Annotated in this window: 21 protein-coding genes; 2 read left to right on the top strand and 19 right to left on the bottom strand. The window is 74.2% G+C overall.

Features of this window, described 5'->3' with window-relative positions; all coding sequences use genetic code 11:
• Positions 1 to 9: 9 nt before the first annotated feature.
• From nuoN to Cph01nite_RS03410, 16 genes are all read right to left on the bottom strand, one after another.
• Positions 10 to 1704, bottom strand: coding sequence for an NADH-quinone oxidoreductase subunit NuoN (gene nuoN / locus Cph01nite_RS03485; RefSeq protein WP_203671180.1), 1695 nt, complete (start codon positions 1702 to 1704; stop codon positions 10 to 12).
• Complete coding sequence (locus tag Cph01nite_RS03480) at positions 1701 to 3257, bottom strand: NADH-quinone oxidoreductase subunit M (RefSeq protein ID WP_203671179.1); 1557 nt, start codon at positions 3255 to 3257, stop codon at positions 1701 to 1703. Before Cph01nite_RS03480 ends, nuoN begins: the two co-directional genes overlap by 4 nt.
• A gap of 29 nt (positions 3258 to 3286) precedes the next feature.
• Positions 3287 to 5275, bottom strand: a complete 1989-nt coding sequence (gene nuoL / locus Cph01nite_RS03475) for an NADH-quinone oxidoreductase subunit L (RefSeq protein WP_373307538.1) — start codon at positions 5273 to 5275, stop codon at positions 3287 to 3289.
• A gap of 10 nt (positions 5276 to 5285) precedes the next feature.
• Entirely contained in the window at positions 5286 to 5585 is a 300-nt protein-coding gene (gene nuoK, locus Cph01nite_RS03470) for an NADH-quinone oxidoreductase subunit NuoK (RefSeq protein WP_203671178.1), read from the bottom strand.
• The gene (locus Cph01nite_RS03465) at positions 5582 to 6547 is read right to left on the bottom strand and encodes an NADH-quinone oxidoreductase subunit J (protein WP_203671177.1); all 966 of its coding nucleotides are present in this window, start codon (positions 6545 to 6547) and stop codon (positions 5582 to 5584) included. The genes nuoK and Cph01nite_RS03465 overlap by 4 nt, the downstream gene beginning before the upstream one ends.
• Entirely contained in the window at positions 6544 to 7365 is an 822-nt protein-coding gene (nuoI, locus tag Cph01nite_RS03460) for an NADH-quinone oxidoreductase subunit NuoI (RefSeq protein ID WP_373307537.1), read from the bottom strand. Before nuoI ends, Cph01nite_RS03465 begins: the two co-directional genes overlap by 4 nt.
• Positions 7358 to 8734 (bottom strand): NADH-quinone oxidoreductase subunit NuoH, encoded by a 1377-nt coding sequence (nuoH, locus tag Cph01nite_RS03455; protein WP_203671176.1) that lies wholly within the window; start codon positions 8732 to 8734, stop codon positions 7358 to 7360. The genes nuoI and nuoH overlap by 8 nt, the downstream gene beginning before the upstream one ends.
• Positions 8731 to 11415 (bottom strand): NADH-quinone oxidoreductase subunit G, encoded by a 2685-nt coding sequence (locus tag Cph01nite_RS03450; RefSeq protein WP_203671174.1) that lies wholly within the window; start codon positions 11413 to 11415, stop codon positions 8731 to 8733. The genes nuoH and Cph01nite_RS03450 overlap by 4 nt, the downstream gene beginning before the upstream one ends.
• Positions 11412 to 12746: an NADH-quinone oxidoreductase subunit NuoF gene (gene nuoF, locus Cph01nite_RS03445; RefSeq protein WP_203671172.1), complete on the bottom strand. Its 1335-nt coding sequence runs from the start codon at positions 12744 to 12746 to the stop codon at positions 11412 to 11414. Before nuoF ends, Cph01nite_RS03450 begins: the two co-directional genes overlap by 4 nt.
• Positions 12746 to 13627 (bottom strand): NADH-quinone oxidoreductase subunit NuoE, encoded by an 882-nt coding sequence (nuoE, locus tag Cph01nite_RS03440; RefSeq protein WP_203671170.1) that lies wholly within the window; start codon positions 13625 to 13627, stop codon positions 12746 to 12748. The genes nuoF and nuoE overlap by 1 nt, the downstream gene beginning before the upstream one ends.
• A complete protein-coding gene (locus Cph01nite_RS03435) occupies positions 13627 to 14979 on the bottom strand; it encodes an NADH-quinone oxidoreductase subunit D (RefSeq protein WP_203671168.1) in 1353 nt (450 codons plus the stop codon). The genes nuoE and Cph01nite_RS03435 overlap by 1 nt, the downstream gene beginning before the upstream one ends.
• Positions 14979 to 15854 carry an NADH-quinone oxidoreductase subunit C gene (locus Cph01nite_RS03430; protein ID WP_239069005.1) on the bottom strand — a complete coding sequence of 292 codons (876 nt, stop codon included), beginning with the start codon at positions 15852 to 15854 and terminating at the stop codon, positions 14979 to 14981. Before Cph01nite_RS03430 ends, Cph01nite_RS03435 begins: the two co-directional genes overlap by 1 nt.
• On the bottom strand, positions 15851 to 16402 hold the full coding sequence (locus Cph01nite_RS03425) for a NuoB/complex I 20 kDa subunit family protein (protein WP_203671167.1): 552 nt from the start codon (positions 16400 to 16402) through the stop codon (positions 15851 to 15853). The genes Cph01nite_RS03430 and Cph01nite_RS03425 overlap by 4 nt, the downstream gene beginning before the upstream one ends.
• A 75-nt stretch (positions 16403 to 16477) precedes the next feature.
• The gene (locus Cph01nite_RS03420; protein ID WP_203671165.1) at positions 16478 to 16840 is read right to left on the bottom strand and encodes an NADH-quinone oxidoreductase subunit A; all 363 of its coding nucleotides are present in this window, start codon (positions 16838 to 16840) and stop codon (positions 16478 to 16480) included.
• Positions 16841 to 16912: 72 nt separating this feature from the next.
• Positions 16913 to 18214, bottom strand: coding sequence for a geranylgeranyl reductase family protein (locus Cph01nite_RS03415; RefSeq protein ID WP_203671163.1), 1302 nt, complete (start codon positions 18212 to 18214; stop codon positions 16913 to 16915).
• 273 nt (positions 18215 to 18487) lie between these two features.
• On the bottom strand, positions 18488 to 19180 hold the full coding sequence (locus Cph01nite_RS03410) for a demethylmenaquinone methyltransferase (RefSeq protein WP_203671161.1): 693 nt from the start codon (positions 19178 to 19180) through the stop codon (positions 18488 to 18490).
• A gap of 114 nt (positions 19181 to 19294) precedes the next feature.
• Between Cph01nite_RS03410 and Cph01nite_RS03405 the strand changes: the two genes are divergently transcribed.
• Positions 19295 to 20341: a TRM11 family SAM-dependent methyltransferase gene (locus tag Cph01nite_RS03405; protein ID WP_203671159.1), complete on the top strand. Its 1047-nt coding sequence runs from the start codon at positions 19295 to 19297 to the stop codon at positions 20339 to 20341.
• Between the two features lie 61 nt (positions 20342 to 20402).
• On the top strand, positions 20403 to 21728 hold the full coding sequence (locus Cph01nite_RS03400) for an isochorismate synthase (protein ID WP_203671157.1): 1326 nt from the start codon (positions 20403 to 20405) through the stop codon (positions 21726 to 21728).
• A gap of 160 nt (positions 21729 to 21888) precedes the next feature.
• Here the strand turns inward: Cph01nite_RS03400 and Cph01nite_RS03395 are convergent, their stop codons facing one another.
• The 3 genes from Cph01nite_RS03395 to Cph01nite_RS03385 form a co-directional block, all read right to left on the bottom strand.
• On the bottom strand, positions 21889 to 23571 hold the full coding sequence (locus Cph01nite_RS03395) for a S1C family serine protease (protein WP_239069004.1): 1683 nt from the start codon (positions 23569 to 23571) through the stop codon (positions 21889 to 21891).
• A 113-nt stretch (positions 23572 to 23684) separates the two neighbouring features.
• Complete coding sequence (gene menD / locus Cph01nite_RS03390) at positions 23685 to 25631, bottom strand: 2-succinyl-5-enolpyruvyl-6-hydroxy-3-cyclohexene-1-carboxylic-acid synthase (protein WP_203671154.1); 1947 nt, start codon at positions 25629 to 25631, stop codon at positions 23685 to 23687.
• Positions 25628 to 26584 carry an o-succinylbenzoate synthase gene (locus Cph01nite_RS03385; protein ID WP_203671153.1) on the bottom strand — a complete coding sequence of 319 codons (957 nt, stop codon included), beginning with the start codon at positions 26582 to 26584 and terminating at the stop codon, positions 25628 to 25630. Before Cph01nite_RS03385 ends, menD begins: the two co-directional genes overlap by 4 nt.
• Between the last annotated feature and the right edge of the window lie 26 nt (positions 26585 to 26610).

The following is a 26610-nucleotide window of genomic DNA, read 5'->3' as shown; positions in this document are numbered from 1 at the left end:
GCAGCGGGGTCACGGCAGCAGGACCGCCACCGACGCGATCGCGTCGAGCACCGGGGACGGCGCCACACCGAGCACGACCGTGAGCAGCGCGCACACGGCGACCGCGACCACCGTCAGGCCCTCGCCGCCCGTGACGGTCGCCCGCGCGCTCCGCTCGGCCTGCGCCGTCAGGACCGGCGCGGGCGTCGATCCCGCCGGCGCGGCGTCGGGGGCCTCGGCGGACGCGAGCGACGTCACCTCGCCCGGGCCGGCCGGGACCGTCTCGTCGGGGCTCTCCGTGAAGAACATCAGCACGATGATGCGGACGTAGAAGAACGCCGCCGCGGCCGACGCGAGCACGCCGACCAGCGCCAGCTGCCACGCCCCGCCCTCGACCGCCGCGGAGAACACCGCGAACTTGCCGACGAACCCGGCGGTGAGCGGGATCCCCGCGAACGAGAGCAGGAACAGCGTGAACGTCACGGCGGCGAGGGGGTGGCTGCGTCCCAGCCCGGCCCACTGCGACAGCCGCGTGGCCTCGCCGAGCACCGCCGGGCCGTCGTCGTCGCCGACGCCCTGCTCCCGCACGAGCGACACGATGCCGAACGCACCGACCGTCGCCGCGCCGTACGCGAGCAGGTAGAAGAGCACCGCGGTGATCCCCGAGTCCTGGAGCGCGATGACGCCCGTCAGCACGAACCCGGCGTGCGCGACCGACGAGTACGCGAGCAGCCGCTTGACGTCGGTCTGGACGAGCGCGGCGACGGTCCCGACGACCATCGTGAGGACGGCCACGACCCACAGGACCACGTCGAGGTCCCAGGCGAGGCCGGGCAGCATCCCGTAGACCACGCGCAGCAGCGCACCGAACGCCGCGACCTTGGTGCACGCGGCCATGAACCCGGTCACGGGCGTCGGGGCGCCCTGGTAGACGTCGGGGGTCCACATGTGGAACGGCACCGCGCCGACCTTGAAGAACAGCCCGGCGAGCAGCAGCAGGGCGCCGACGACCAGCAGGCCCTCGAGGCCGTTGGGGGTCGCCGTGGCGGCCGCGATGTCGCTGTACCGCAGGGAGCCCGCGTAGCCGTAGAGCAGACCGATGCCGAACAGCATGAGGGCGGAGACGAACGCCCCGAGCAGGAAGTACTTCATCGACGCCTCCTGCGAGAGCAGGCGACGGCGACGGCCCATCCCGGACAGCAGGTACAGCGGCAGCGAGAGCACCTCGAGCGCCACGAAGAGCGTGAGCAGGTCGGTGGTCGCGGGGAAGAGCATCATGCCGCCGGTCGCGAACAGCAGCAGCGGGTACACCTCGGTCTGGCGCAGACCCTTGCGGCGCGCGAGCTCCTCGTAGTCCGATCCCGGCACGGCGGCCGCGGAGGGCGCGAACGCGTCCTCACCCCCGGCGACGCGGTCGGCGAAGACGAGCGTCGACAGCAGCGCGAGCAGGGCGATGGTCGCCTGCAGGACCAGCGTCGGACCGTCGACGACGAGCGAGCCGCCGAGCACGTCCGTGCCGCCCGTGCGCGCCACGTCGGACCACAGGGCCGCGACGGCGAGCAGCGCGCCGGCGAGCGCCGCCAGCGTCAGCGCCAGCTGCACGACGCGGCGGCGGGCGACGGGCACGAACGCCTCGACCAGCACGCCGACGACGGCCGCCAGCAGGACGACCAGCACGGGGACCGTCGGCCCCCATGCGATCTCGGGGGCGGTGAAGCCGCTCACTGGTCACTCCCTTCCGTACCGGCGGGGGTCGTGGTGGTCGTCGTGGGCTCGACGTCGGCGACGTCGAGCTGCGCGACGCTCTCCTGCGCGGGCGGCCGGACCAGGTCCAGCGCCGGGCCGGGGACGAACCCGAGGACGAGCATGAGCGCGACGAGCGGGCCGACCACCCACCGCTCGCGCGCCCCGACGTCGGCCATGTCCGCGAGCTCGGGCCGCACGGGGCCGGTGAACACGCGCTGGTAGAGCCACAGCACGTAGACCGCGGCCAGCACGACGCCGAGCGTGGCCACGATCGCGGCCGCCGGGTGCCGGGCGAACGTCCCGACGATGACGAGGAACTCGCTGACGAACGTCGACAGGCCCGGCAGGGACAGGGCCGACAGCCCGACGACGAGGAACAGGCCGGCCAGGACGGGCACGACCTTCTGCAGCCCGCCGAAGTCCGCGATCTGCTGCGACCCGCGCCGCGCGGCGAGGAACCCGACGAGCAGGAACAGCGCACCCGTCGACAGCCCGTGGTTGACCATGTAGAACGACGACCCGGCGATCGACGTCGACGTGAAGGCGAAGATCCCCAGGACGATGAACCCGAAGTGCGACACCGAGGTGTACGCGACCAGGCGCATCATGTCCTTCTGCCCGATCGCGAGCAGCGCCCCGTAGAGGATCGACACGACGGCGAGCACGATGACCACGGGCGCCGCCCACCGCGAGGCGGCGGGGAACAGCGGCAGGCACAGCGTGAGCATCCCGAAGGTGCCGACCTTGTCGAGCACGCCGACCAGCAGCGTGGACGTCCCGGCGGGTGCCTGCTGGGCCGCGTCCGGCAGCCACGTGTGCACCGGGAACATCGGCGCCTTGATGGCGAACGCCAGGAAGAACGACAGGAACAGCCACTTCTCGACGTTCGGGTCCATCTCGAGTCCCACGAGGTTCTCGACGAGGAACCCGTCGCTGCCGCCCGGTCCCTGCAGGTACAGCGCGATGACGCCCACGAGCATGACGAGCCCGCCGGCCAGCGAGTACAGCAGGAACTTCACGGCGGCGTAGCGCCGCTGGGCGCCGCCGAACGCGCCGATCATGAAGTAGACGGGGATGAGCATCGCCTCGAAGACGACGTAGAACAGGAACACGTCGCGGGCGGCGAACACCAGCACGATGAGCGCCTCGAGGAGCAGCACGAGCGCCAGGTAGTGCCGCAGCCGGTCGGTCGGGCCGTCGGTGGAGCCCTGCTCCCGCCAGGCGGCGAGCACGACGAGCGGCACGAGCACCACCGACATGCCGATGAGCGCGAGCCCCACGCCGTCGACGCCGACCGCCCAGGACACCCCGAGCGCGGGGATCCACGGCGCGGTCTCGAGGAGCTGGTGGGTCGCGGCGTCGGCCGTGTCGAAGGCCGCGAAGGCCCCGACGGCGAGGAGCACCTGCGCGAGGGCGAAGCCGAGCGCGACCGTGCGGGCACGGGCGCGCGCGCCGGCGGGCAGCAGCCACAGGGCCGCGGCGCCGAGCAGCGGCAGCACCACCAGCGCGGTGAGCCAGGGGAAGTTCGACATCAGTTCCAGGTCTCCTGTCGACTCTTCGGTCAGCCGCGCGCGGCCAGGACGACGAACGCGAGCACGACGACACCCACGACCATGACGGCGGCGTACGAGCGGGCGTACCCGTTCTGGACACGACGCACGAGGTCGCCGACACCGACGGTGGCCCGGCCCAGCCCGGTCACCGCCCCGTCGACGACGGCCTTGTCGCCGTAGACGAGCGACCGTGTCAGGTACTGCCCCGGCGCGACCAGGAGCGCGTCGTTGACGGCGTCCTGGTGCAGGTCCACGCGGGCGGCGCGGGTCAGCGCGGTGCCCAGCGGTGGTGTGACGGGCACGGTCGTGACCGCGTAGCGCCGCCACGCGAGCACGAGCCCGAGGACCACGGCGAGCAGCGTGAGCCCGATGATCAGCGGGATCGCCAGGACGGGCTCCTCGTGCTCGGCGTGCCCGACGGACGGCTCGAGCCACTCGACGAACCCGACGCGCGACAGGACGAGGCCCAGCCCCACCGACCCGGCGGCGAGCACGATCATCGGCCACGTCATGAGGGCCGGGGACTCGTGCGGGTGCTGCTCGGCGCCGTCCTTGGTCGTGCTCCAGCGCTTCTGCCCCTCGAACGTCATGAAGAACAGCCGCGACATGTAGAACGCGGTGAGGCCCGCACCGACCAGGGCGACGCAGCCGAAGACCCAGGCCCGCCACGGCTGACCGTCGACGGGCACGAACGCCGCCTCGATGATCTTGTCCTTGCTGAAGAACCCGGCGAACGGCGGGACGCCGAGGATCGCGAGCCAGCCGGCCATGAACGTGAAGTACGTGATCTTCATGTACCGGCCCAGCCCGCCGAACCGGCGCATGTCGACCTGGTCGTCCATGCCGTGCATCACCGACCCGGCGCCGAGGAACATGCCGGCCTTGAAGAAGCCGTGCGTGACCAGGTGGAAGATCGCGAACGCGTAGCCGATGGGCCCGAGGCCCGCGGCCAGCACCATGTAGCCGATCTGGGACATCGTCGAGGCGGCCAGCGCCTTCTTGATGTCGTCCTTGGCGCAGCCGACGACCGCACCGAACAGCAGCGTGACGGCACCGACGATCGCGACGACGAGCTGGGCGGTCGGGGCGGCCGTGAAGACCGCGCCCGAGCGGATGATGAGGTAGACGCCCGCGGTGACCATCGTCGCCGCGTGGATGAGGGCCGAGACCGGCGTCGGGCCGGCCATCGCGTCGCCCAGCCAGGACTGCAGCGGGAACTGCGCCGACTTGCCGCACGCCGCGAGCAGCAGCGCCAGGCCGATGGCCGTCATGGTGCCCTGGGACACGGTCCCGGACGCCGCACCGGCCTCGACCGTCGCGAAGTCCAGGCTGCCGAACGTCGCGAACAGCAGCCCCATCGCGACGAGCAGGCCGACGTCGCCCACGCGGTTGGCGACGAACGCCTTCTTGGCCGCGACGGCGTACGGGGTGCGGTGGTTCCAGAACCCGATGAGCAGGTAGGACGCGAGGCCCACGCCCTCCCAGCCGACGAACAGCAGCACGTACGAGTCCGCGAGCACCAGCAGCAGCATCGCCGCGACGAACAGGTTGAGGTAGGCGAAGAACCGGCGGCGGGCCGCGTCGTGCTCCATGTACGCCACGGAGTACACGTGGATCAGGGTGCCGACGAACGTCACGAGCAGCACGAACGTCAGCGACAGCGGGTCGACCCGCAGGCCGGCGTCGATGCTCAGCGCGCCCGCGTCGAGCCAGGTGCCCAGGTGCACGTCGTGCACGCGCTGACCGGCGGGCAGGCCCAGCAGGCCCAGCAGCAGCCCCAGGCCGACGACGAACGAGCCCGCGGAGGCCAGCACGCCGAGCCAGTGCCCCCACCGGTCCGCGCGGCGGCCCAGGAGCAGCAGCACGGCGGCGGACAGCAGCGGCAGCGCGACGAGCCAGACGGCGTACTGCCCCCCGGCCCAGGAGACGGGTGCGGTGACGTCCTCGACCACCGTCGGCAGGACGGCAGGAGACGTCAGGGAGATCAGGGTGTGCACGTGCTGCCCCTCAGCTCTTCAGCAGGTTGACGTCGTCGACCGACGCCGAGCGCCTGGTCCGGAAGATGGTCACGATGATCGCCAGCCCGACGACGACCTCGGCGGCCGCGACGACCATGACGAAGAACGCGAGGACCTGGCCCGAGAGGTTGCCGTGGATCCGCGAGAACGTCACCAGCAGCAGGTTGGTCGAGTTGAGCATGAGCTCGACCCCCATGAAGACGATGATCGCGTTGCGGCGCAGCAGCACCGTCGTGGCGCCGATCGCGAACAGGATCGCGGCCAGCACCAGGTAGTGGGTGAGGCTCACCGGCCGTCCTCCTCGTCGTGCGTCGGTGCGTCGGTCCCGTCCACGGGGGCGTCGGGCCCCGCGGCGGGGTCGCGCATGACGACTCCCCCGGCGACGGCCCCGCCGGGGCCCCCGCGGTACTCGTCGTCGGACGTGAACGTGCCCGCCCCGACGGCCCAGCCGCCGGCCAGGACGCGGTCGATGCGCGCGGCGTACTCGCGTGCGTCGGCCTCCTGGCCGCGGACGCGCAGCACGCGCGGGACCGAGCTGTCGAGCGGCGAGCCGTCGGGCAGCAGCGCCGGGACGTCCATCGCGTTGTGGCGGGCGTACACGCCGGGCGCCGGCAGGGACACCGGGTGCCCGCCGTCGCGCAGCCGGCGCTCGGCCCGCTCGCGCTGCCCGACCTTGGCGGTCAGACGGCCCCGGTGCGTGAGCACGAGCGCGCCGAGCGCGGCGGTCACGAGCAGCGCGCCGACGACCTCCATCGCCAGCACGTGCCGACCGAAGATGAGGTACGCGACCGCCTCGGGGTTCGACGGTGCGTTGGCGTCGACGAGCCCGACGGGCGGACCGTACGTCGCGCGGCCCACGACGCCCGCGAGCACGACGCCCAGCCCGAGGCCGGCGAGGACGCCGACCCAGCGCTGACCGCGGATCGTCTCGACGAGCGAGTCCGAGCGGTCGACGCCGACGAGCATGAGGACGAACAGGAAGAGCATCATCACGGCGCCGGTGTAGACGACCACCTGGACGACCCCGAGGAACTCCGCGCCCTGGGCGACGTACATGAACGCCAGCGAGATCATGATGAAGATGACCGCGAGCGCGGCGTGGACCGCCTTGCGCGCCAGCAGGAGCCCGAGCGCGGCGAGCACCATCAGCGGGCCGAGGGTCCAGAAGAGCACGGCCTCCGCCGTGCTCGTCTGGCCCGCGTCGGTCAGCGCGCCGGCGGCTGCCGGCAGCGCGGTGAACAGCGTGCTCACCTGGCACCCCCCTGGCGGTGCGCAGCGGCCGTGATCGCGCGCTGCGCGAGACGCGTCTCCCCGAGGTCGGGGACGGTCGCGCCCTGCGCGGCGTTCTCCGGCAGCGTCGGGTCGTCCGGGCGGTGCTCGGCGACCCAGGCGACCTGGGTGTCCGTCACCCCGGTCACCTCGCCGCGGTAGTAGTCCGTGTCGGAGGTGCCCTCGACCATGGGGTGCGGCGCGGCGAGCTGGCCCGACCGCAGCGGGGCCAGCAGGTCCTGCTTCTCCCAGATCATGCCCGGCCGCGTGGGCCCGGCGAGCTCGTACTCGTTGGTCATCGTCAGCGCGCGCGTCGGGCAGGCCTCGATGCACAGCCCGCAGAAGATGCAGCGCAGGTAGTTGATCTGGTAGACGCGGCCGTACCGCTCCCCCGGCGAGAACTGCGCGTCCGGGGTGTTGTCGCCACCCTCGACGTAGATGGCGTCGGCGGGGCACGCCCACGCGCACAGCTCGCAGCCGATGCACTTCTCCAGGCCGTCGGCGTAGCGGTTGAGCTGGTGGCGACCGTGGTACCGCGGCTTGGTCGGCACCTGCTCGCGCGGGTACTGCTCGGTCACCGTGGGCTTGAACATGTTCGCGAACGTCACGCCGAAGCCGGCGACGGGCGCGAGCAGCTCGCTCAGGCCCGAGCGCTTCTCGATGAGCGACTCGTACGGTGCCGGGCGGTCGACCTCGCCACCGCTGCCCGTGGTGCGCTGCACCTGGCCGCCGGTGCCCGGTGCCGCATCGCCGGGCGCGGCTGCACCCGGCGCGGGCTTCTTCTTGCGCTGCTCAGCCACCGCGCACCTCCAACGGGGTCTCGGGTCCGGACGGGTCGCCGGGGTCGGTCGCCGCGAGGCGTCGCTGCGCGCGCGGCGACGGGGGCAGCACCTGCCCCGGCAGGGGCGGCACGGGGTAGCCGTGCGCGAAGGGGTCGATCTCCTGCGGGCCGGTCGGCTCGGGCTCGGGCTCGGGCGTGCGCTCGGGCACGAGGAAGGAGGCGACCAGACCGACCGCCACGACGCCCGCGAGGACGAACAGCAGCGTGCGCAGGTCCACGTCCCACAGCTGGCGCGCGCCCTGCACGAGCGTCACGCAGACCACCCAGCCGAGGGCGGCGGGGATGAGGACCTTCCAGCCGATCTTCATGAACTGGTCGTACCGGAAGCGCAGCACCGAGCCGCGGATCCAGACGAACAGGAACATGAACATCCAGACCTTGGCGACGAACCACAGGACGGGCCACCAGCCGGTGTTGAACATGCCGTCGTTGATCGCGGAGATCGGCCACGGCGCGCGCCAGCCACCGAAGAACAGCGTGGTCGCGACGGCCGAGACGTTGAGCATGTTGATGTACTCGGCGAGGAAGAACCAGGCGAACTTCATCGAGGAGTACTCGGTGGTGTACCCGCCGACGAGCTCGCCCTCGGCCTCGGGGAGGTCGAACGGCAGGCGGTTGGTCTCGCCGACCATCGAGATGAGGTAGATGACGAACGCCGGCAGCAGCGGCAGGAACCACCAGACCTGCGTCTGGGAGTCGACGATCTGTGACGTCGACATCGACCCGGCCATGATGAAGACGCTGACCAGGGACAGGCCCATCGCCAGCTCGTAGGAGATCACCTGGGCCGTCGACCGGACGCCGCCCAGCAGGGGGTACGTCGAGTTGGAGGACCAGCCGCCCAGGACGATCCCGTACACGCCGACCGCGGCGCACGCCAGGATGTACAGCACCGCGACGGAGAAGTCGGTGAGCTGCAGCGGCGTGACGACGCCGAAGATGCTGACCTCGGGACCGAACGGGATGACCGCGAACACGAGCAGCGAGCACAGCACCGCGATCATCGGCGCGAGGATGTAGACGAACTTGTCGGCCGCCTTGACGGTGACGTCCTCCTTGACGAGGAGCTTCATCGCGTCCGCGAGCGACTGCAGCAGGCCGAGCGGCCCGTGCACGTTCGGGCCCGGGCGCACCTGCATGCGCGCGACGACCCGCCGCTCGAACCAGATGGCGATGAGCACGCTCGTCAGCAGGAAGACGATGATCGCCACCGCCTTGACCAGCCACACCCAGAAGACGTCCTGGCTGAAGTCCGCCGTGACGGGGGCGACGGCGCCGTCGCCGACGGCCGTCGGCAGCGCACCCAGCACCGTGGCCAGCCCGCTCATGCCCGCTCCTCCTCGTCCACGCGGACGCCGGCGACGGCCTCCGCGGCGTCCCCGGCGAGGCCGGAGCCCGCACGGGCCGTCACGCCCGGCGCGTCGCCGGGACCGGCCGGTGCCAGCCGGACGACCGTGCCGCCGACCGCGCCCAGGAGCTCGCGCACGGCGGCGCCGCGCGGGTTGGTCGCGAGCCACACCACGTGGTCGGCCATCTCCGTGACCTGCACCGGAGCGGTGATCGTGCCGCGGTCCGTGCTGACGGCGACCTCGTCGCCGTCGGTGAGCCCGGCCGCGGCCGCGGTGGCGGCCGAGACGCGTGCGACGGGCTGCTTGGCGGTACCGGCCAGGTACGGCTCACCGTCCTGCAGCCTGCCCGCGTCGAGCAGCTGGTGCCACGTGGCGAGCACGGCGTGACCGGCCGGCACCGCGGGAGGCTCGGCCGGGTCCGTCGCGGGCGCCGCGACCCGCGCACCGTCCCAGCCGCCGAGCTGGTCGAGCTCGGCGTGCACGTCCGCGAGCGTCATCAGCCCCAGGTCGGCACCGAGCGCGTCAGCGAGCCGGTCGAGCACGCGGAAGTCGGACAGGTGCGTGGTCGTCAGGGCCTGCGCGAACGGACGCGGGCGCCCCTCCCACGTGACGAACGTGCCGGGCTTCTCGACCGGGGGCGCCACGGGCAGGACGACGTCGGCGAGGTCGGTGACCTCGCTGCGGCGCACCTCGAGCGAGACGAGGAACGGCACGGCGTCGAGCGCGGCCCGCGCGAGCGCCGGGTCGGCGTGGTCCGCGGGGTCGACGCCCCCGACGACGAGCGCCCCCAGGCGCCCGGACGCGGCGGCGGCCAGGATCTCGTCCGCGCTGCGGCCGGGTGTCCCGGGCAGCTCGTCGACCCCCCAGGCGGCGGCCAGGTCGACCCGGGCGGACGCGTCGGCGACCGGGCGACCGCCCGGCAGCAGGGTCGGCAGCGTGCCGGCCTCGACCGCGCCGCGCTCACCGGCCCGACGGGGGATCCAGGCGACGCGTGCACCCGTGCGCTCCGCGAGCCGCAGCACCGCGGTCAGCGCGCCGGGCACCGTCGCGGCGCGCTCCCCCACGAGGATGACGGCCCCGTCGGCGCCGAGCGCCTGCGCCGCGGTGCCGAGGTCGTCGTCGGCCCCCGTCGTGATCGCGTCGAGGACCTCGGGCTCGGTCCCGGGTGCGGCGGCCAGCAGCGTGCCGTCGAGCCGCTCGATCCCCCGGCTGGCGAGCGCCGCCAGCGAGAAGACCCGGGTGCGCCCGGCGACGACGGAGGACCGCAGCCGCAGGAAGAGGATGCCGCCCTCCTCCTCGGGCTCGTACGCGACGCACAGCACGGCCGGTGCGGCGACGAGGTCGCCGAAGGTCACCTGCAGCGTGCGGCCCGCGACGACGTGGCCGAGGAACGCCTCCTCCTCCGCCGAGTGCGGGCGTGCCCGGTGGTCGACGTCGTTGGTGCCCAGGACGGTGCGCGCGAACTTGCCGTACGCGTAGGCGTCCTCGAGCGTCAGGCGACCGCCGGGCAGCACGCCGACGCCCGTCGGGCTCGCCGCGCCCGACGGTGCCAGGGCCGCCTGCAGCCCGGCCGCCGCGGTGTCGAGCGCCTCGGTCCAGGAGCACGGCTCCAGCTCGCCGCGCGTGCCGTCGGGCAGCCGGCGGCGCACCAGCGGGGTCGTCACCCGGTCCGGGGACGACTGCCAGTGGAACGCGAACCGGTCCTTGTCGCTGATCCACTCCTGGTTCACCGCGGGGTCGTCACCGGCGAGGCGGCGCAGCACGACGCCGCGCCGGTGGTCGACGCGGATGGCCGAGCCGTTGGCGTCGTGCTCGGCGATCGCGGGCGCCGACACCAGGTCGAACGGCCGGGAGCGGAAGCGGTACGCGGCCGACGTCAGCGCCCCGACCGGGCAGATCTGCACGGTGTTGCCGGAGAAGTACGACGCGAACGGGCGGCCGCTGGTGTCGAGCGTCGACGCGCCCACGGGCGTGTCGCCGACGAACCCGAGCACCTCGGTGTCGAAGGTCCCGATCTGCTGCGCGGCGCCGCGCTTCTGCAGGTCGATCCACACGTCGCCCGCGATCTCCTCGGAGAACCGCGTGCAGCGCTGGCACAGGATGCACCGCTCGCGGTCGAGCAGCACCTGGGTGGAGACGGCGATGGGCTTGGGGAACGTGCGCTTGACGTCGACGAACCGGGTCGCGCCCCGCCCGTTGCTCATCGCCTGGTTCTGCAGGGGGCACTCGCCGCCCTTGTCGCAGACCGGGCAGTCGAGCGGGTGGTTGATGAGCAGCAGCTCCATGACGCCGTGCTGGGCCTTGTCGGCCTCCGGCGACGTGTGCTGCGTCTTGACCTGCATGCCCGGCGTCGCCTCGAGCGTGCAGGACGCCTGCGGCTTGGGCATCTTGGCGACGTTGCCGTCGCGACCGGGGGCCCACACCTCGACGAGGCACTGCCGGCACGCGCCGGCGGGCGCGAGCAGCGGGTGGTCGCAGAACCGCGGGATCTGGATGCCGAGCTGCTCGGCGGCGCGGATGACGAGCGTGCCCTTCGGCACGGTCGTCTCGATGCCGTCGACGCTGAACGTCACCGTCGCGTCGGTCTCGGGGGCCGTGACCGGGGGCGCGGCCGGCACCAGGGGCGTGGTGTCGGTGGCCTTCGGGGTCGTGATCGTCATGCGTGCACCCCCGCCAGCTGCGTGCTGCGACGCGGCGTGTAGTCGAAGAGCGAGCTGCGCTCGGGCGGGAACAGCACGTCGGCGGGGGTGTGCGTGCCCGCCTCGAACTCCTCCCGGAAGTACTGGATCGCGCTCGTCACGGGGCTGGTGGCCCCGTCGCCGAGCGCGCAGAACGCGCGGCCCAGGATGTTGTCGCACAGGTCGAGCAGCAGGTCGATGTCGGCGCTGGTGCCCTGACCCGCCTCGAGCCGGCCCATGATCTGGGCGAGCCAGAACGTGCCCTCGCGGCAGGGCGTGCACTTGCCGCAGGACTCGTGCTTGTAGAACTGGATCCAGCGGGACACGGCCTTCACGACGGACGTCGTCTCGTCGAAGATCTGCAGCGCGCGCGTGCCCAGCATCGAGCCGGCCTTGCCGACCGACTCGTAGTCGAGCGGCACGTCGAGGTGCTCGGCGGTGAAGATCGGCGTCGACGACCCGCCCGGCGTCCAGAACTTCAGCTGGTGGCCCGCGCGGACGCCGCCGGCCATGTCGAGCAGCTCGCGCAGCGTGATGCCCAGCGGCGCCTCGTACTGCCCCGGTCGCGTCACGTGACCCGACAGGGAGAACAGCCCGTGACCGGCGGAGCGCTCCGTACCCATCGACGTGAACCACTCGGCGCCGCCGCGCAGGATGCCCGGCACGGACGCGACCGACTCGACGTTGTTGACCACCGTCGGACGCGCGTACAGGCCCGCGACCGCGGGGAACGGCGGCTTGAGGCGCGGCTGGCCGCGCAGGCCCTCGAGCGAGTCGAGCAGGGCCGTCTCCTCGCCGCAGATGTAGGCCCCGGCCCCGGCGTGCACGGTGACCTCGAGGTCGAAGCCCGAGCCCAGGATGTCCGTGCCGAGGTAGCCGGCCTCCCGTGCCTCGCGCACGGCCTCGAGCAGCCGGCGGTAGACGTGCAGGACCTCGCCCCGCACGTAGATGAACGCGTGGTGGCAGCCGATCGCGTAGGAGGTGATGGCCACGCCCTCGATGAGCTCCTGCGGGCTCGCCATCATCAGCGGGATGTCCTTGCAGGTGCCCGGCTCGGACTCGTCGGCGTTGACCACGAGGTACCGCGGGCCGCCGTCGGGAGCGGGCAGGAAGCCCCACTTCATCCCGGTCGGGAACCCGGCGCCACCCCGGCCGCGCAGGCCGGAGTCCTTGACGGTCGTCACGACGTCGGCGGGTGCCATGCCCAGGGCGCGGCGCAGGCCGCGGTAGCCGCCGTCGGCCTCGTACCGCGCGAGCTTCCAGGACCGGTCCGCGTCCCAGTGCGCGGACAGCACGGGGGTGAGGGTCGTCATCACGACTCCTTCGCGTCGTCGGACTTCTGCTTGCGCTGCTCACGGGCCGGTGAGGCGTCCGCGGGCGTGGTCGTGGGCCGGTCGGCGCTCGAGCGCTCCTCGCCCGCGCCCGGCTCGTCCTGGCCCGTCACGGGTGTGGCGGCGTGCTCGTCGGCGTCGAACGACGGCGCCGTCCAGCCGCGCTCCCGGGCCAGGCGGGTGCCGCGCACGGTCGCCTCGCCCGCGCCCACGCCCTCGTCGACCCGGCCGTCGGGGAAGCCCGCCAGGACCCGGCTCATCTCCTTGAACGTGCACACCGACGACGCGCCACGGGTGGGTGCGACCGCCTCGCCGCCGACCAGCCGGTCGACGACGTCGACCGCCGAGGCGGGCGTCTGGTTGTCGAAGAACTCCCAGTTCACCATCACCACCGGCGCGTAGTCGCAGGCCGCGTTGCACTCGATGCGCTCGAGGGTGATCGCGCCGTCGTCGGTCGTCTCGTCGTGGCCGATCCCGAGGTGCTCGCTGAGCTCCTCCCAGATCGCGTCGCCACCCATGACCGCGCACAGCGTGTTGGTGCACACCCCCACGGTGTACGTGCCGTTGGGGTGCCGCTTGTACTGCGTGTAGAACGTCGCGACGGCCGAGACCTCGGCGGTGGAGATGCCGAGCGTGGCGGCGCAGAACGCGATGCCCCGCGGGCTGACGTAGCCGTCCTGCGACTGCACGAGGTGCAGCATGGGCAGCAGCGCGGAGCGCGCCTGCGGGTACCGGGCGATGATCTCCTGCGCGTCGGCGGTCAGCCGGGCGCGCGTGTCGTCGTCGTAGCCGGTGGCGTGCCGCCCGCCCGGGGTGCGGCCGTGGTCGTGGGGCGCCGGGGCGCCCGCGTGCTCGACGGACATCAGCGGTCCACCCCTCCCAGCACCGGGTCGATCGACGCCACGGAGACGACGACGTCGGCGACCTGCCCGCCCTCGCACATCATCGAGACGGCCTGCAGGTTGTTGAACGACGGGTCGCGGAAGTGCGCCCGGTACGGCTTGGTCCCGCCGTCGGACACGAGGTGCACGCCCAGCTCGCCGCGCGGGTGCTCGACGGTCTGGAACACCTGCCCGGCGGGGACGCGGAAGCCCTCGGTCACGAGCTTGAAGTGGTGGATCAGGGACTCCATCGAGGTGCCCATGATCTCCCTGATGTGGTCCAGGGAGTTGCCCATGCCGTCCGTGCCGATGGCCAGCTGCGCGGGCCAGGCGACCTTCTTGTCGGCGACCATGACCGGCCCCGGCTTCGCGAGCCGCTCCAGGCACTGCTCGACGATGCGCATCGACTGGTAGCACTCCTCGACCCGCACCAGCAGCCGCGCCCAGGAGTCCGCGGCGTCCTGCGTCGGGACGTCGAAGTCGTACGTCTCGTACCCGCAGTACGGGTCGGTCTTGCGCACGTCGTACGGCAGTCCCGTCGCACGCAGCAGCGGCCCGGTGACGCCCAGCGACATGCACGCCGCCAGGCTCAGCGCGCCGACGTCCTTCATGCGCGCGTGCAGGATCGGGTTGGCCAGCATGAGGTCCTCGAGCTGGCGGAAGTACCCGCGCACCTTGACCAGGGCCTCGCGGACCGAGTCGATCGCGCCCGGGGGCACGTCCTGCGCGACGCCGCCGGGGCGGATGTACGCGTGGTTCATGCGCAGGCCCGAGATCATCTCGAAGACCTTGAGGATCTCCTCGCGGGCGGTGAAGCCCAGGATCATGATCGTCGTGGCACCGAGCTCGTTGCCGCCCGTGGCGAGGAAGACCAGGTGCGACGTGATGCGGTTGAGCTCCATCATCAGCACCCGGATGACCGAGGCACGCTCGGGGACGTCGTCGGTGATGCCCAGGAGCCGCTCGACCGCGAGGCAGTAGGCCGCCTCCTGGAACAGCGGGGCGACGTAGTCCATGCGCGTGCAGAAGGTCACGCCCTGGGTCCAGGTGCGGAACTCCATGTTCTTCTCGATGCCCGTGTGCAGGTAGCCGATGCCGGCCCGGGCCTCGGTGACGGTCTCGCCGTCGATCTCGAGCATGAGCCGCAGCACGCCGTGCGTCGACGGGTGCTGCGGGCCCATGTTGACGACGATGCGCTCCTCGCCGAGGCGGGCGGCCTCCTCGGCGATGTCGGACCAGTCGCCGCCGGAGGCCTCGAAGGAGGGCACGCCCTGCGTGTCGTCGAGCGGCACGTGGCGCGTCGAGTGGGGGGTCGGTGACGTGGGGGCGGTCATCAGCTGTACGACCTCCGCTGGTCCGGGGGCGGGATGGTCGCGCCCTTGTACTCGACCGGGATCCCGCCGAGGGGGTAGTCCTTGCGCTGCGGGTGGCCCGGCCAGTCGTCGGGCATCTGGATCCGGGCGAGGCCCGGGTGCCCGTCGAAGACGATGCCGAAGAAGTCCCACGTCTCGCGCTCGTGCCAGTCGTTCGCGGGGTACACGGCGGTCGTGGACGGGATGTGCGGGTCGCCCTCGGGTGCCGCGACCTCGAGGCGCAGGCGGCGAGAGTGGGTGACGGACACGACGTGGTAGACGGCGTGCAGCTCGCGGCCCTCGTCGTGCGGGAAGTGGACCCCCGACACCCCGAGCGACAGCTCGAAGCGCAGGTCGGGGTCGTCCCGCAGGGCCTGCACGACCTCCACGAGGTGCTCGCGGGCGACGTTCAGCGTGAGCTCGCCGCGGTCGACGACGACGGACTCGACCGCGGTCGCGTACCCCGTGCCGGACTCGTCGAGCACCTCGGTCAGCACGTCGACGACCTCGTCGAACCAGCCGCCGTACGGCCGCTCGCTGGGACCGGGCATCGCGACGGTGCGCACGAGGCCGCCGAACCCGGAGGTGTCGCCGGTGCCGGCGACACCGAACATGCCGGTGCGGACGTCGACGATGTCGAGCGGCGTGCGCGCGGCGGTGGGGTCGACGCCCGCGGGGACGTTCTGGGACCCGGCCTCGAGAGCCGCGGCGGTGGCACGCTGCGTGCCGGCGGGCGCCACCTCGCCGGGCTTGGCCGCCGCGGACGCGTCGGCCTTCTCGGGCGTGGGTCGCGCGCCCTCGGTCGGCCGGTCGTCCGCGGGGGCCGTCGCGTCCTCGGGGGTCGTCTCGTCGCTCATCGCAGCAGTCCCGTCATGTGCGACGTCGGCGTCGCGGCCATCGCGGCCTCCTGCGCCTTGCGCGCGGCCTCGCGGCGGTTGACGCCGAGCGGCTCGTCCTGGATCTGCTGGTGCAGCGCGAGGATCGCGTGCAGCAGCATCTCGGGGCGCGGAGGGCAGCCGGGCAGGTAGATGTCCACGGGCACGATGTGGTCGACGCCCTGGACGATCGCGTAGTTGTTGAACATGCCGCCCGACGACGCGCACACGCCCATCGACAGGACCCACTTGGGCCCGGCCATCTGGTCGTAGACCTGCCGGACCACGGGCGCCATCTTCTGGCTCACGCGCCCGGCCACGATCATGAGGTCCGACTGGCGCGGCGACGCGCGGAAGACCTCCATGCCGAACCGGGAGATGTCGTACCGGCTCGTGCCGGCCGCCATCATCTCGATCGCGCAGCAGGCGAGCCCGAAGGTCACGGGCCACAGCGAGGCCTTGCGGAAGTAGCCGACGAGGTCCTCGACCGTCGTCAGCAGGAAGCCCGAGGGCGCTTCCTCGATGCCCATGTCAGTCCCTCCTCGGTGTGGGTCGGCGGCGCGTCGTGGCGGGTGTCGCGACCGGGAGCGCCGGTCCGTGCACGGTCAGTCCCACTCCAGGCCGCCGCGCTTCCACTCGTAGACGAACGGGACCGTGATGATCAGCAGGAACGCCATCATGGCGACGAGCCCGAAGGTCGCGACCTCCGCGAAGCCGACGGCCCACGGGTAGAGGAAGACGACCTCGATGTCGAAGATGATGAAGGTCATCGCGACCAGGTAGTACTTGATGGGGAACCGGCCGCCGCCGATGGCGTGGGGCGTCGGCTCGATGCCGCACTCGTAGGCCTCGAGCTTGGCGCGGTTGTAGCGCCGGGGACCGAGGATCGCGCTCGCGCCCACCCCGCCCAGGGCGAGGACGGCCGCGATCCCGATCATCACCAGGAGCGGGACGTACGGGTTGCTCATCGGGCGGTCCTCCTCGTCGAAGACGTCCGGCCGGCGGGCCGGCCGCGCGGTGCGGTGGTCATGCGCGGTGCCTCATGCGTCCGGCGCCAGGCGGGCGAGGCCGGCGATCACGCGGTCCACCACGTCACCCCCGCGCGGCTCGTAGCAGTCGGCCAGGAGCTTGAGCACGAACTTCATGAGCAGCGGCCGAGGTAGACCGTAGCGCGTGCACAGGTGCATGACCTGCGGGTGCTCGATGAGCCGCACGAAGACCCGGCCCAGCGTGTAGTACCCGCCGAGGTCGTCCTTCATGCGCTGCTGGTACGTCGCGAGCGCGCGCTCGCGCCCCGCGGCCGAGCCACGCGCGAGCCCCTGCGCGATCGCGTCGGCGGCGACGCGCCCGGCCTGCAGCCCGTAGGCGATGCCCTCGCCGTTGAAAGGGCTGACCATCCCGGCCGCGTCGCCCGCGAGCATGAGCCCGTCGGCGTACAGCGGGCCGCGGTTGAAGCCCATCGGCAGGGCCGCGCCGCGCACCGGGGCGAGCTGGTTCTCGGGCGTGAACTCCCACTCGGCGGGCGCGTTGGCCATCCAGCGGGCGAACAGGTCCTTGTAGTCGACCTTGGTCGCGGTCGCGGTCGAGCTCACCGAGCCGAGGCCGACGTTCGCGGTGCCGTCGCCCAGCGAGAAGATCCAGCCGTACCCGGGCATGAGGTTCGAGCGTCCCGGAGCGCCGTCCCACAGCTCCAGGTGGGACTCCATCCACGGGTCGTCGTGCCGCGGCGTGCGGAAGTACGTGCGGACGGCCACGCCCATCGGCCGGTCGTCGCGGCGGGTGCGGCCCACGGCGGTCGCGAACCGTGCGGACACCCCGTCGGCCGCGACGACCACCGGGGCGCGGTACTCGACCTCGTCGGCCGCGTCGACGGTGCGCGCGCCGTCGGAGGCGACCGCGCGGGCGCGCACCCCCACCACGCGGCCGGTGCGCTCGTCGCGCACCGGACCCGTCACCGCGGTGCCCTCGAGCAGCTTGGCGCCACCGGCGCGCGCGTGCTCGGCGAGGGTCTGGTCGAAGGAGGTGCGAGCGCGGGCCAGGCCGTACGACGGGTAGACCGACAGCTCGGGCCACGGCAGCTCGAGGCGGTGGCCGCCGCCGATGACGCGCAGCCCGCGGTTGCGGATCCACCCGTCCTGCTCGCGCACGGGCACGCCCATGCGCACCAGCTCGGCCACGGCGCGGGGCGTCAGCCCGTCGCCGCAGATCTTGTCCCGCGGGAACGTCGCCTTCTCCAGCAGCAGGACGTCGAGCCCGGCGGCGGCGCAGTGGTACGCGGCGGAGGCCCCGGTCGGGCCGGCGCCGACGACGATGACGTCCGCGTCATCGACCGCTCCGACCACCGTGCCACCCCACTTGTGACGTTGTTCACGTGCAACCTTGGCGAGTGTAACCAGCGCCCCCGGGCGTGTCTGCGAAGGGTTGGCTTACCTCAGCGACGCGCCCGGACCTTGGTCCCCGCCGGCGCCCCCGACCAGTGCCGACACCACCTCGGCGGCCCGAGCCACGGGGCACGGGGGTCCGACCCCTCCCATCGTCGCCGAGCACGCGCCCGGGCGCAGCGCGACCGGCGCGCAGGGCACACCCCGGGGCGCGCGAACGCCCCGGTGGTCGGCTCAGGGACGGCGCGCGCGGTGCAGCGCGACGACGCCGCCCGTGAGGTTGCGGAAGGCCACCTGCTCCCACCCGGCGTCCCGCACGAGCAGCCCCAGCCCGCGCTGGTCCGGCCACTCGCGGATCGACTCGGCCAGGTACACGTACGCGTCCGGCTCCTTGGACACCGCCCGCGCCACGGGCGGCAGCGCCCGCATGAGGTAGTTGGTGTAGACGGTGCGGAACGGCGCGAACGTCGGCCGGGAGAACTCGCAGACGACCAGGCGCCCCCCGGGCCGGGTCACGCGCAGCAGCTCGCGCAGCGCCGCGTCGACGTCGGACACGTTGCGCAGCCCGAACGACATCGTCACCGCGTCGAAGGACGCGTCCGCGAACGGCAGGTGCAGCGCGTCGCCCGCGACGAACGGCAGGTCCGGCCGGCGCCGGCGCCCGACGCGCAGCATGCCGGTCGACAGGTCGCACGGCACGACGTGCACGCCCGCGTCCGCCAGCGGCTCGCTCGACGTGCCCGTCCCCGCCGCGAGGTCCAGCACGGTCTCCCCGCGCTGCGCGTCGAGCGCCGCCAGGGTGGCCCGGCGCCACGCGCGGTCCTGGCCCAGGGAGATGACGTCGTTGGTGAGGTCGTAGCGGTGCGCGACCGCGTCGAACATGGCGGCGACGTCGCGGGGGTCCTTGTCGAGGGCGGCGCGAGGCATGGCCCCATGGTCGCAGGTCCGGGCCCAGGGCCGCGCACCGTGCTCGGGTACCGTGCGGCGTGGGCGCGCCGCCGGGTCGCGCCGCCGAGCCGACCCCCGGGGGCGTCACCAGACATGCCGCAGTACGCGATCCTCGTCCAGCCGTCGGCGAACCGGGTCTACACGCAGCAGGCCGCGCGCCTCGTGGGCAACGAGCTGCTCGCGCTCGACCGGCTGCTGCTCGACGGACGCGTCGCGGCACGGGGCGGACCGGCCGAGCGCACGATGGGCGGCGTCCCCTACCTCGTCCTGGACGCGGACCTCACGGCGGACGACCTGCGGGTGGTCGCGAACCTGTCGTCGCTGTTCGCGCTGTTCGAGCTGCGCGACGACGGCGCGCTGCTGCCCGTCGACACCGACCGCCTCGACCGGTACGACGACGACCTGCTGACGATCCTCAAGTACGTCGGCAAGACCAACGAGCAGCTCACCCGGCTGCTGCTCAACCTCACGGCCGCGGCCGCGCTGCCGCGCGACGGGTTCCTCGGCTCACGCGTCCGGGTCCTCGACCCGATGTGCGGCCGCGGGACGACCCTCAACCAGGCGGTCATGTACGGGTGGGACGCGTACGGCGTCGACGTCGACCGGCGCGACGTCGAGGCGTACACGGCGTTCGCGGGGCGGTGGCTGCAGGACAAGCGGCTCAAGCACCGCACCAGCACCGGTCGCGTGCGGGTCGCCGGCACCACCCTGGGACGCCGGACGACCTTCACCCTCGCCGCGACCAAGGAGGAGTTCCGCGCCGGCGACGTCCAGACGCTCGAGATCACGCAGGGCGACACGCTGGACGCCGACCGCATGTACCGCGCGGGGTTCTTCGACGTCGTCGTCGCCGACGCGCCGTACGGGATCCAGCACGGCTCGGTCACGGGCCCGCGCACCCCCTCGCGCTCGCCGCGCGACCTGCTCGCCGACGCGATCCCCGTGTGGGTGGGGCTGCTGCGCCGCGGCGGCGCCCTCGGCCTGTCGTGGAACACCAAGGTGCTGCCCCGCCAGGACCTCGTGGCGATGCTCGTCGACGCCGGGCTCGACCCTCTGGAGGACGCGCCGTTCCTGGGCCTGGCGCACCGCGTCGACCAGGCCATCGAGCGCGACGTCGTGGTGGCCCGCCGGCCCGGCTGAGACGAGCGTCGCACGCGGACGGGCGCGGGCGGCGCACGTCCAGGCCCTACCCTGGACGGCGATGAGCACGTCCCCCAGCGACCCCGTGACCGGGGGCGTCCCGCACCCCCTGGTGGTCCGCACCGTCGCGTGCGACCTGCCCGCGGGCGACGTCCCCGACGCCGCCGACCTGCTCGACCTGCTCGGCCCGGACGCCCCCCTCGCGTGGGTGCGCCGCGGTGACGGCCTGGTCGCGTGGGGCGAGGCCGTGCGCATCGAGGTGCGCGGCGCCGACCGGTTCGCGGACGCCGAGCGCGCGTGGCGGCAGGTCCTCGCCCACGCGATCGTGCGCGACGAGGTGCGGCTGCCCGGGACCGGTCCGGTCGCGTTCGGCTCCTTCGCGTTCGACGACGACTCGCCCGCCGGCGGCGTGGTCGTCGTCCCGCAGGTCGTCGTGGGCCGCCGTGACGGGCGGGCCTGGCTGACGACCCTGAGCACCGCCGGTGAGCTCGGCCCGGCGCCGCGCCCGGCGGACGTCGCCCCGGTCCGCACGGCGCCGACAGCCCCGGGCGAGGTCACGTACACCGACGGGGCGGTCGACGCGGACGCCTGGCTCGACGTGGTCGCGCGCGGCGTCGCCGCCATCCGCGCCGGCGAGGTCGACAAGGTCGTTCTCGCCCGCGACGTGCACGCCCGCACGCAGCACCCGCTCGACGTGCGGTGGGCGCTGCACCGGCTCGCGGACCGGTACCGCTCCTGCTGGACGTTCAGCGTCGACGGCATGATCGGCGCCACACCCGAGCTGCTGGTGCGCTCGGAGCGCGGGCTCGTCACGTCCCGCGTCCTGGCCGGCACGATCCGGCGCACCGGCGACGACGACGCCGACATGGGGCGCGCCGCGATCCTGGCGCACTCGTCGAAGGACCTCGAGGAGCACGAGTACGCCGTGACCTCCGTCGCGCGGGCCCTCGCCCCGTTCTGCTCGTCGTCGAACGTCCCGGACGTGCCCTTCGTGCTGTCCCTGCCGAACGTGCTGCACCTCGCGTCGGACGTCACCGGCGTGCTGACCGCGCCCCAGGGCGACGACGCCCACCCGTCGTCGCTCGCGCTGGCCGCCGCGCTGCACCCGACCGCCGCCGTGTGCGGCACCCCGACGCAGGCCGCCCGCGAGCTCATCGCGCGCATCGAGGGCATGGACCGCGGCCGGTACGCCGGGCCGGTCGGCTGGTTCGGCGCCGACGGCGACGGCGAGTGGGGCATCGCGCTGCGCTCGGCCGAGGTGGACCGCGACGACCCCCGCCGGCTGCGGCTGTTCGCCGGGTGCGGCGTGGTCGCGGCGTCCGACCCCGCGGCGGAGCTCGCGGAGTCGCGCGCCAAGCTCGACCCGATGCGGCACGCGCTGTCCTGAGCCCGGCCGCGGGCTGTCCTGCCCCCGGGCACGGGCCCGGGCACGGGCGCACGGCGACGGGCCCGCCGCGAGAGGGGGTGCTCACGGCGGGCCCGTCGGTGCGCGCACCCGGGGGTGCGGTGCACGGGCGCGGCCCCGGTGGGGGCCGGCCCGGGTCCTGTCAGCCCTGGCCCTGCTGCTGCTGCAGCCACTCCCAGAACTCCTGCGGCGTCATGCCGTTCGGCAGCAGGCCGCTGCCGTCCTCGCCCTGGTCGTCCTGCCGGCCCTGGTCACCCTGGCCCTGGTCGTCCTGGCCCTGGTCGTCCTGTCCCTGGGGGCTCTGACCGAAGTCGTCGGGGCGTGTGGCGAGGGTGACGTCGACCTCGATCGTCCGGCCGTCGCGGACGACGGTCAGCGTGGTGTCGTCGCCCGAGGCCATCGAGCGGACGAACGCCGTCAGCGACTCCGCACCGCCTACCGGGTCCCCGCCGATGGCGACGATCACGTCACCGGCCTGCACCCCGCCCGCGGCCGCCGGCGAGCCGTCGCTCACCGACTCGACCACCGCACCGCGGCGCGTGACGCCGTCGGCCGTGGCCGTGCCGTCCGAGAGCGTGACCCCCAGGAACGCGTGCTCCGCCTGGCCGTCCGCGATGAGCTGCGACGCGATGTTCTTGGTGAGGTTCACCGGGATCGCGAAGCCCAGGCCGATGGAGCCGGACTGCTGGCTGAGCGTCGCGATCGACGAGGTGATGCCGATGACCCGGCCCGTCGCGTCGAACAGCGGACCACCGGAGTTGCCGGGGTTGACCGCCGCGTCGATCTGGATCGCGTTGGTCACCGCCGACTCCCCGCCGACGGCCTGCGTCGAGACCGGCCGGTCGACGGCCGAGACGATGCCCGTGGTCACGGTGTTCGCCAGGCCCAGCGGGTTGCCGACCGCCATCACGGGGTCACCCACCGTCACGTCGTCGGAGTCGCCGAGCGCGGCGGCCTGCAGGTCGTCGGGGGCGTCGACCAGGCGCACGACAGCGAGGTCCGTGCTCGCGTCGGTGCCGACGACCTCGGCCTCGAGGATCCGGCCGTCGGTGAGCGTCACGCGGACGTCGCCCTGCGCGCCGGACACGACGTGGTTGTTGGTGAGCACGTGCCCGTCGTCGTCGATGATCACGCCCGAGCCCTGGCCCTCGCCCGACTGCGTCTGCACGTCGATCGCGACCACCGAGTCCTGCACGGCCGCGACGACGCGCTGCCAGTCGGGGTTCTCGACGCTCGAGCCCGACACCGGCACCTGCCCGGTCTCGGAACGTCCCACGTCGGCCAGCGAGGCGGCGCGGTCGCCGGACGAGGTGCCGAGGTCGAGGAACGCGACGCTCGCCACGGAGCCGCCGCCGACGAGCAGCCCGACGACCGCGGCCGTGGCGATCCAGGCCCACGTCCGCGACGTGCGGCGCGGCTGCGGGGTGCCGGTCACGGCGCCCGGCGCACCGGGAGGCGGGACCTCACCGGGGGGCACCTGGCCCGGGGCCGACCCGGGGGTGCCGGGCGCGGCCGGTGCTCCGGGACCGTGCCCCGGGGGCACAGGTTCCGCGGCGACGCCCGCGGCGACGCCCGCGGCGACGGGCTGCCGGGCGGCACGCTGCGCCGCCTCGTAGCGCGCCCACTGCTGGGCGGGCGACAGGTGCTGCGGTGGTACGGCGTCGACCGGACGCGCGGGCGGCTGCGGGACCGGCGGTGCGGCCGGTGCGGGCGGCTGCGGGGCCGGCAGGGGCTGCGTCGCGTCGGCGGCGGGCAGCGGCTGGGTGGGGTGCGCGTCCGGACCAGGGGTGTGGCCGGCGGGCCGCGGCTCGGGTGTGGTGGTCATGGCTGCCTCCTTGTCGACACCCATCACACCCTGTCGTCCTGGGATCAGCCTCCCAGGTACCTGGGAGCTGGCTGTGGACGCGCCCGGCCGGGGGCTCAGGGCAGCGCGCGGGCTCAGGACAACGGGGACAGCGCCTTGTCGACCGCGGCGGCGACCTCGACCTCGACCCGCTCGGTGAGCGACCGCCGGTGCGCGCGGTCCACCCGGACCTCCACGACGCTGGTGCCCGTGCCGGGTGCGGCCAGCGCCGGCAGCAGCCCGTCGGTGTCGACGACGCGCGTGTGGCGCACCCCGTAGGCGGCGCACAGGGCGGCCACGTCGACCCCGTGCGGCGTCGCGAACACCCGCTCGAAGACGTCGGTGTGCTCCGGTGCGCCGGGCTCGAGCGTCGTGAACACCGACCCGCCGTCGTCGTTCGCGACGACGATCTGGAGGTCGGCCGCCGGCTCGCCCGGGCCCCGCAGCAGCCCGCCCACGTCGTGCAGGAACGTCAGGTCGCCCAGGTAGGCGCGCACCCGCCGGGTCGGCAGCGCGAGCGCGACGCCCGTGGCCGTCGCGATCGTGCCGTCGATCCCGGCCAGCCCGCGGTTCGCCAGGACGAGCGGTGCGAGGTCCCAGCGCGCGACCAGGTCGAGGTCCCGCACCGGGCTCGACGAGCCGACCACCAGGACGTCGTCCGGGGCGCTGGCGCGCGCCACCGCGCGGGCGAGCGCCCACCCGCTGACCCGCGGCCCGCTGCGCGACCGTCGGGCGTCCTCGGGGGTGTCGAGGACCCCCGCCAGCACGTCCTGCGCGGCCGCGTCGGCGGTGCGCCAGGCGTCGAGCCAGCCGGCGGGCGCGCCGACCCGCCCCTGGCGCATGCGCCACGGCACCTCCAGCAGCACCTGGGAGGCGTTGCGGGCGGCGTCCGGCCAGTCCGTGCCGCGCGGGGCGACCACCAGCACGTCGACGTCCGGCCGCGCGAGGAGCGCCTGCACGGGCCGGGACAGGGTGGGCCGCCCGAGCACGACGACGCGACCGACACGCCCGCCGAGCCGGTCGTCGGCCAGGAGCAGCCGGTACGCACCCACGGCGTTGGGGCCCTGCCGCGCCCCGGACGACGGCTCGGCCAGCAGGGGCCAGCCGTTGGCCTCGGCCAGCCGCGCGGCTCCCGGGCCGGCGCCGTCGCCCGCGACGACGACGGTGGGGACCGCACCGCGGGCACGCCGCGACGCTGCCGCGCGGTACTCCCCGCCCGCGTCGACGGGGTCGACGACCACCGGGTGCGCACCGGTGAGCGCGGACGCGTGCTCGCTGGGCTGGGCGCGCGCGGCCACGTGGGTGAGACCCGCGTCGGAGGAGGCGGGCCAGGGCTCGTCGCCCGGGACCAACGGGTCGCGGAACGCCAGGTCGAGGTGCACGGGCCCCGGGTCGCCCGAGCGTGCGCCGGTCGCCGCGGCCACGGCACGCGACACCACCCGCCGCAGGTCGCGGTCCTCCCCGGCGCGCCCGGTGGGGGCGGGCACGTCGACGGCGAGCCGCACGGACGACGTGAACAGGTGCGCCTGCTCGGTCGTCTGGTTGGCGCCCGTGCCGCGCAGCTCGTGGGGTCGGTCGGCCGTGAGGAGCACGAGCGGCAGCCCGGCGTGATGGGCCTCGAGGACGGCGGGGTGCAGGTTGGCCACGGCCGTCCCGGAGGTGGTCACGACGGCCACGGGCCGCGCGGGCCCGGGGCCGCGCTGCCCCGCGTGCGCGGACGCCTTGGCCAGCCCGAGGGCGAGGAACGCGGCGTCGCGCTCGTCCACACGGACGTGCAGGCGCAGGGCCGGTGCGCCGGCGGGACGCTCGTCGTCCGGGCGCGCGGCGTCCGCGACCGCGTACGCCAGCGGCGCGCTGCGCGAGCCGGGCGCCAGGACGACGTCCCGCACCCCCAGCGCCGCCAGCGCCTGCACGAGGACGCGGGCCGCGGTGACGGCGGGCGACGCCGGGGCGGCCCCGACGGGGGCGAGGCTCGCCGGGGCCCGCCGCGGCCGACGGCGGGCCGACGGGTCCTCGGGCACGGATGTCACGCCCGCCATCATGCCCGAGCCCGCACGGCCGCGAGCCGCGCCCCCCAGCGGGCGGCGAGCGCCGGCGGCGGCGCGGCCGCGGCCAGCAGCGTCGCGGACGGCACCGGACGCCGGACCTCGATCGCGCCGTCGCGCGGCAGCAGCGGGTCGGCGACGAGGTCGTCGGTGAGCAGCGCGGCCGTCGCCAGGCCGCACGCGTACGGCAGCTCGGGCAGCGCGCCCGCGAGCGCCAGACCCGCCGCCAGCCCGACGGACGACTCGAGCGCGGACGAGACGACGACGGGCAGGCCGATCTGCTCGGCGAGGCGCAGGCACGCGCGCACGCCGCCCAGGGGCTGCACCTTGAGGACCACGACGTCGGCGGCGTGCCGGCGCACCACCGCGAGCGGGTCGTCGCCGCGACGCACGACCTCGTCGGCGGCGAGGGGCACGTGCGTGCGGCGCCGCAGCGCCGCGAGGTCGTCGACGCCCGGCACCGGCTGCTCGGCGTACTCGAGCCCGCCGGCGGCACGGTCGAGCGCGGCGAGCCGCGCGACCGCCGTGTCGACGTCCCACGCCGCGTTGGCGTCGACGCGGATCGCGCCGCCCGGGCCCAGCGCGTCGCGCACCGCCTCCAGGCGGGCCTCGTCGGCGCCCGCAGGCTGCCCGGGCTCGGCGACCTTGACCTTCGCGGTCCGGCACCCGCCCGAGCCGGTGACGATGCGGTGGGCGTGCTCGGGCTCGACCGCCGGGACCGTCACGTTCACCGGGACGTGCGTGCGCACGGCGGCGGGCCAGCCCTCGTCGGCCGCCTCGCGCGCCGCACGCCACCACCGCACCGCGGCGTCGTCGTCGTAGTCCCAGAACGGGCTGAACTCGCCCCACCCCGCGGCGCCGCGCACGAGCACGCCGTCGCGCCGCGTCAGGCCCCGGAACCGGGTGCGCAGCGGCACGTCCCACACGACGACGTCCGGCTGCGCACCCACCGCACCAGGCTATGCCGCTGGCTAGG

Origin of the sequence: Cellulomonas phragmiteti (assembly GCF_016862775.1) — a bacterium.
Lineage (GTDB): Bacteria > Actinomycetota > Actinomycetes > Actinomycetales > Cellulomonadaceae > Cellulomonas > Cellulomonas phragmiteti.
Note: the sequence above shows the minus strand (reverse complement) of the source record. Positions and strands in the feature narration are given on the sequence as shown.

Coding starts and splice junctions, on each gene's coding strand:
- Cph01nite_RS03430 (WP_239069005.1), bottom strand. CDS start 15,854: ATGAGCGACGAGACGACCCCCGAGGACGCGACGGCCCCCGCGGACGAC.
- Cph01nite_RS03395 (WP_239069004.1), bottom strand. CDS start 23,571: ATGACCACCACACCCGAGCCGCGGCCCGCCGGCCACACCCCTGGTCCG.
- Cph01nite_RS03410 (WP_203671161.1), bottom strand. CDS start 19,180: ATGCCTCGCGCCGCCCTCGACAAGGACCCCCGCGACGTCGCCGCCATG.
- Cph01nite_RS03400 (WP_203671157.1), top strand. CDS start 20,403: ATGAGCACGTCCCCCAGCGACCCCGTGACCGGGGGCGTCCCGCACCCC.
- Cph01nite_RS03425 (WP_203671167.1), bottom strand. CDS start 16,402: ATGGGCATCGAGGAAGCGCCCTCGGGCTTCCTGCTGACGACGGTCGAG.
- nuoE (WP_203671170.1), bottom strand. CDS start 13,627: ATGTCCGTCGAGCACGCGGGCGCCCCGGCGCCCCACGACCACGGCCGC.
- nuoH (WP_203671176.1), bottom strand. CDS start 8,734: ATGAGCGGGCTGGCCACGGTGCTGGGTGCGCTGCCGACGGCCGTCGGC.
- Cph01nite_RS03480 (WP_203671179.1), bottom strand. CDS start 3,257: ATGTCGAACTTCCCCTGGCTCACCGCGCTGGTGGTGCTGCCGCTGCTC.
- Cph01nite_RS03420 (WP_203671165.1), bottom strand. CDS start 16,840: ATGAGCAACCCGTACGTCCCGCTCCTGGTGATGATCGGGATCGCGGCC.
- Cph01nite_RS03435 (WP_203671168.1), bottom strand. CDS start 14,979: ATGACCGCCCCCACGTCACCGACCCCCCACTCGACGCGCCACGTGCCG.
- nuoF (WP_203671172.1), bottom strand. CDS start 12,746: ATGACGACCCTCACCCCCGTGCTGTCCGCGCACTGGGACGCGGACCGG.
- menD (WP_203671154.1), bottom strand. CDS start 25,631: ATGATGGCGGGCGTGACATCCGTGCCCGAGGACCCGTCGGCCCGCCGT.
- Cph01nite_RS03450 (WP_203671174.1), bottom strand. CDS start 11,415: ATGACGATCACGACCCCGAAGGCCACCGACACCACGCCCCTGGTGCCG.
- Cph01nite_RS03405 (WP_203671159.1), top strand. CDS start 19,295: ATGCCGCAGTACGCGATCCTCGTCCAGCCGTCGGCGAACCGGGTCTAC.